Source organism: Mycobacterium sp. (genome assembly GCF_052144515.1).
Taxonomy (GTDB): Bacteria; Actinomycetota; Actinomycetes; order Mycobacteriales; family Mycobacteriaceae; genus Mycobacterium.
The window spans coordinates 1-5179 of the sequence record NZ_JBKQQD010000359.1 but is presented as its reverse complement, the minus strand read 5'-3'; the positions used below and the strand labels follow the sequence as shown (position 1 = coordinate 5179).

Annotated in this window: 6 protein-coding genes and 1 pseudogene; 6 read left to right on the top strand and 1 reads right to left on the bottom strand. The window is 64.2% G+C overall.

The genetic code is table 11. The features are described from left to right. Positions 1 to 234: 234 nt before the first annotated feature. The 5 genes and pseudogenes from ACLP9N_RS23350 to ACLP9N_RS23330 all read left to right on the top strand — a co-directional run bounded on the left by ACLP9N_RS23350 (position 235) and on the right by ACLP9N_RS23330 (position 2779). Positions 235 to 1065 carry a hypothetical protein gene (locus ACLP9N_RS23350; protein WP_442409619.1) on the top strand — a complete coding sequence of 277 codons (831 nt, stop codon included), beginning with the start codon at positions 235 to 237 and terminating at the stop codon, positions 1063 to 1065. 153 nt (positions 1066 to 1218) lie between these two features. Next, positions 1219 to 1698 carry an SNF2-related protein gene (locus tag ACLP9N_RS23345; protein ID WP_442409618.1) on the top strand — a complete coding sequence of 160 codons (480 nt, stop codon included), beginning with the start codon at positions 1219 to 1221 and terminating at the stop codon, positions 1696 to 1698. Positions 1699 to 1706: 8 nt separating this feature from the next. After that, a complete protein-coding gene (locus ACLP9N_RS23340; protein ID WP_442409617.1) occupies positions 1707 to 1883 on the top strand; it encodes a hypothetical protein in 177 nt (58 codons plus the stop codon). A 27-nt stretch (positions 1884 to 1910) separates the two neighbouring features. Then, positions 1911 to 2309, top strand: a pseudogene (locus tag ACLP9N_RS23335) (helicase-related protein); the annotation flags it as partial. Continuing rightward, on the top strand, positions 2306 to 2779 hold the full coding sequence (locus ACLP9N_RS23330) for a hypothetical protein (RefSeq protein WP_442409616.1): 474 nt from the start codon (positions 2306 to 2308) through the stop codon (positions 2777 to 2779). The pseudogene ACLP9N_RS23335 and the gene ACLP9N_RS23330, both read left to right, overlap by 4 nt. A 158-nt stretch (positions 2780 to 2937) precedes the next feature. Here the strand turns inward: ACLP9N_RS23330 and ACLP9N_RS23325 are convergent, their stop codons facing one another. Further along, positions 2938 to 3657: an IS6 family transposase gene (locus ACLP9N_RS23325; RefSeq protein WP_442409620.1), complete on the bottom strand. Its 720-nt coding sequence runs from the start codon at positions 3655 to 3657 to the stop codon at positions 2938 to 2940. A 484-nt stretch (positions 3658 to 4141) separates the two neighbouring features. Between ACLP9N_RS23325 and ACLP9N_RS23320 the strand changes: the two genes are divergently transcribed. Further along, positions 4142 to 4750, top strand: coding sequence for a hypothetical protein (locus tag ACLP9N_RS23320; RefSeq protein ID WP_442409615.1), 609 nt, complete (start codon positions 4142 to 4144; stop codon positions 4748 to 4750). Positions 4751 to 5179 lie beyond the last annotated feature (429 nt).

Below are 5179 nucleotides of genomic sequence, written 5' to 3'. Positions count from 1 at the left end.
ACGCCCTCGAGCACTTGGTCCAGCGCCCGCCCAGCAGGTCCAGCCCGGGCTCGTCGCCGCGCGGTAAGCGCATGTGCTCTCGGTTGGCGGAGGCGGCTCGTAGGCCGACCCGACCGCCTCAGGGCGTCGGGCGCGGAGGGCAAGCCTGGCGGATCACGTGCAGCTTCGGGATCTCGACGCCCGGTCGATCCGAGCATCGTCTGGACCGCCCAGCCAGTCGACCGGACGCCGGGTGTGGTGGTCGACGAGCGCAAAAAGAGGCGACGGTGGTCATGCGCGAGGAAGACAAACCAGGCGATCGTCACCTCGCTGAACTTCAGCGAGGAGTTCAAGTTGACGTGGCCCGAGTTCGTGCGGGCGCGTGAGATCGCCGACGCCGTCGCTGAATTGCGAGACAACATGCTGACCCGCAACACGACGCTGTCGGACAAGGAAGAATCCGACATCCGCCGGCGGGTGGGCAAGAAGTTCGGCATCAAGACGGACAGGGTGACGCGCTACTGCAAGCTGATGGCCTGGGCGGAGGAGTTCGAGGACTTCCACCGCGACCAGGACCGCGACGAGAGCGAGATCGCCACGCGGACGGCCGAACTCACCCAATACTTCGTGGAATTGGACGCGGGCCGCGGCGACGACAAACTCGCCACTCAGTTCAGGGCCGACGAAGGCTTCCGGGCCATCGTCTTCGACCTGCTCTTCGATGACAAGATCAAGAACTGGTCCCAGGTCCGCGAGCTACGCCGGGTATACGAGACGCCAGACGCACTCGACCAACTCAAGGCGGCGCACCGCGAGCCCGACCGGGCGCAGGCCCGGGAGAAGGTCATCGATGCCGTCGACATCGCCCGTCAGCGGTTGCTCGCGCAACGTCAGGTCGGTAGTGTCGTCGAGCTGGGTCGCGTGGCCAAGTGGCTGCGGGAGAACGCAACACTGGCTGTGCTCAGCAAGCTGGACGTCCAGGTGCTGCGCGAGTTCCGTGACGCGGCCCGCGCGGTCGACAGCACGATCTCCGTTCTGGTGGGCGATATTCCTGCGGCTCCGGCGTCGGAGGCCTCGGCCTCGTGATCGTCGCTGACGTCCACGCAGTCGGTACTTTCCTGCGGTTCGCGCCCCGGCCGAGGGGCCGACCTCACAGGCGTCCTCCGAGCCCTGCGGGGCAAGTCCGCACCGGGCACCGTCCGGCGCGACGGCAGCGCCCTGACGGCCCCGGCCCGCGAGATGACTTGGCTGCTCGATAACGGTGAGGCCGAGGGCCTCGGTGTCGCCCTCGACGCCGAGGCTTTGCGTGCCCTGGTAGTCCGTCGGCGTGCCGCCAGGGTGCACCAGGAATACCGCGACCACGTGGGCAGGCTTCGCGCCGGCGGTGTCGAACTGGCCCGAGCGGAGCTCATAGCCCGGCCGGCCGATCAGGACATCGCCGTGCTGGACGACCACCAACTGGTCAACGTCGCCGCCATGACTGCGCCGGAGGGCTACGGCATGCTGCTCTTCGACGAACAGGGCGCCGGCAAGACCGTCTCGGTGATCTACGCCTTCGACCGGCTGGTGGGGCTCAACATCCTCGACACGATGGTCGTGGTGGCCCCGAAGTCGATGGTCGGTGAGTGGGCCAACGACATCGGCAAGTTCATGGGCTCATCGCGGAAGTCGAGGCGCTCGATGAGAATCAATTCCTCAAGCAACTCGGCACCCTCCTAGCCCGCCGCATGGCACTGCTGCGCATCACGTCCAACCCGGCCGGCGTCTTCGAGACCTACGACGAGCTGCCCGGCAAGCTCGTCGCGCTGGACGCCCTCATCGAGCGGCTAGTCGAGCAACGCGGCGAGAAGCTGGTGATCTGGTCGAGCTTCACCCACTCGCTGGACACCATCGTGCAGCGGTAGGCCCGGCACGGCACCGTCCGCTACGACGGGTCGGTGACTTCGATCGAGGAGCGCCGCGAGGCGGTGCGCCGGTTCCAGAACGATCCCGGGACGAGAATCTTCGTCGGCAACCCGGCAGCGGCGGGCGCAGGACTGGCGCTCCACGCCGCCCGCTACGCGGTGTACGAGTCCTTCACGAACCAGGCTGCGCAGTACCTGCAGAGCCTCGACCGCATCCACCGGCGGGGGCAGACGCGCGAGGTCGAATACTTCGTGCTGCTCGCCGACAACTCCATCGAGTCAGCCGAATTCAACAACCTGGTCCGCAAGGAGCAGCGAGCCCGAGACCTTCTGGGCGACGTGGTGCCGGAGCCGATCACTCGCGAGCAGTTCCTCGCGGAGCTGCGTGCCAGCTGGTCTGCCGCCCCTTTGCAGGCCGCGCCGTGACCACCGTCGTCGATCGCCGCGGCGGGCCGAGCGACCTCCACGAGTACCGTGCTGCCACGCTGGCCACGATGGCGACGCTCACCGGCCACACCCACGCCCTGAGCGTGCTGCCGGATGGCTCGCGGCCAGACGTACTGCAGCTTCGACCCAGTGACGACTCACTGTTCGTCGGAGACGCGAAGGCGACGGAAACACCCGGAAACATAGACACGTTCGCGCGCTTGAGCCGTTACGCTGCCTTTCTTGCAGAATGGGTTCGGCAGGGCGGCTCGGGGGTGTTGGCTCTGGTCGTCTCGGACCGGGAAGCCTTCGACTGGCTGCGGGTGCTCCGGGATCTCGCCATCGTACCGTCGCGTGGCATCCGCGTCCGCGGACACGTCGACCCCATCGAGGTGGGCACGGCTGTCGTGTGGCAATCCTTCATCGAGGAGCGGCGTGGCAAACGACGCGGGATCGGCTGGCGTTCTTGACTGATGAGGAGCTTTCGGCTCACAAGCGCAAACACTATGGCGATCCATGCATGACCCTCGCGAGGGCACTGTCAACTTGAGCCAACCTAATTGGCCGATGTGATGATTCGGGGTGATGAGCCGTGGCTTGGACGAAACGTCCTGTCCCAGTCGCCGATTCAGGCGGCGGCCGTGGTCGTCGCCCCGGTGATCTCGTTCCAGACCGCGAAGCGGTCGGCCATGACCTGTCGGTAGTCGGCCGCCGACAGCAGGCGCCGACGGGGCCGAAAGTGCGGCGAGATGCCGCTGAACGCCGACAGGAACCGTTGCGCGTGCCGGATCGACTTGAAGCGTTTCATCGCCCGCTCGCGTTGCCGGGTCGGCTGGTGGGAGTTCTCGGCGCGGTTGTTCAGGTACTTCGACCGGCGATGCTGCACCGACGGCACGAGCTCGCGGTGCGCCACCTGGTAGCTGGCGAGCTTGTCGGTGACGATCACCCTGGGCACGTACCGCAGGCCCTTGAGCAGTCGGCGGAAGAACTTCTTTGCGGCCACCGCGTTTCGGCGCGACTGGACCAGAATGTCGAGCACGTTGCCGTGCTGGTCGACCGCGCGCCACAGGTACCGCTGTGCGCCGTTGATCTGGACGAACACCTCATCCAGGTGCCATTTGTCGCCCGGCCGCGGACCACGACGGCGCAGCTGGTTCGCGTACTCCTGCCCGAACCGGTCGCACCAGGCCCGGATCGTCTCATAGGACACGTCGACACCACGTTCGAGCATCAGCTCCTGCACGTCGCGGAAGCTCAACGGGAACCGGTGGTACAGCCAGACGCAATGGCTGATGATCTCGGGCGGAAACCGGAACCCTTTATACGACGAGCCTGCAGCGGTCACGATCGTCGATCCTGCCCCACCTCACCTTCCCGGCACACCAACCTGACAGTGCCCGAGCGGGGGATTTTCAGCCGATTTGGTACCCAGCCGAGTATGTCAGCAAACACCAAAGGCCAGGCGAAAACCACGCCTGGCCTGCGCGCCGTCAGGGTTTCGAACCCCGGACCCGCTGATTAAGAGTCAGATGGTTCACGGTTCCGATGAACTGACAAAGCGGCTGGACGGGATGGACCGTTGCGCTCCCTTAGCGGGATTGAACAGACCTCACTACCACAGCCCAGCGTTGCGCTCCTGATGGTGAGGGGGCGGGTGATGACGGCTCTTGACGCCGTCAAGACTCGAAAACAAACCCGCAGGTAACGAGCGGGACTGAATTGGAACGAGACGGAGCGAACCTGCAGGTCAATCGGTATTTCCGCAGGTAGAGGCAGGGGTTCGAATCCCCTTAGCTGCGCCGTGTGTGGCTGACGTTCATCGGTTCACAAACGTGACGACATCCCAACTGCTGCGGCCATTTACGGCTTTGACACCCAGTAGCGAGGCACAGCCAGTCAAGCTGCTTGGGTATGGCATGGTGACGGTGGCCGGTCAAGAGAGCGTCGATAACTACCCCGAGGCACAGGCGGTGGCCTACGCCCAGTGGTTCAGCTACGCGTTCGCCCTTTGGGAGGAGCAGTTTCGTGGCCGGATTGCGAGCTACTTCGATCAACAGGTAGACGAGAAGATCCGCAAGTCCGACGTCTTGGTCGACTACTTTGGTGACATCCGGTTGATTCGGAACGACTTCGTGCACAACAAGGGCATCTGCAAAGAATCGGCCAATCTCAAAGTCCTGAAGTGGGATCTCGTTCGGGGTCGGCCGATCGAGATCTCCGCCGAACAGATGATGTCCCTTATCGATCTGTTCCCTCGCGACGAACTGCGCAATGCGCCTTCACCACAACCTTCAAGTGAGATGCAGCGAGTTCCCGGCAAGGTGGACCCTCACCTTCTCGAAGACGTCCAAGAACGCGCTCACGAGATGGGACTAACGGACAATCAGCTTCTCAATTCAGCACTTACAAATTGGTTGGCCGTCGGAGGTCGCCGTCGATGACTTCGATATCGCGCATGCGCGGAGGCGGGGCGCAGTTGGGGGAGCGGGTTGTGAACGGATTTGTGAACGAAACGCCGCGCAACTGACGAGATCGCATAGCAGGTGGCGGCACAGATTAGACGAATAACGGCCTGCGACCTGTGCGTTTGAGACGCGCGACACCCCAGGAAACTGTCACCGGCTAGACATAACCCAGAGGTCGCGATCGCGCGCCGTGTCCCCGTCGTGCTCTGATCACAGGTCAACGCTCGGGACCGCAATCTCGCTTGTCCTCTGTAACGGTTGTCGACGTTGTCACGGACTTGTCACATTGATGACGTTCAAGCGGATGTGTTGATGATGGTCTTGCCAGTCGGCTGCCGGTGGTGACTCCCGTTGTCACTGACACCCCGTGGGTTGTCTTTCAGTTGATCTGTCCCACCGGTGGCG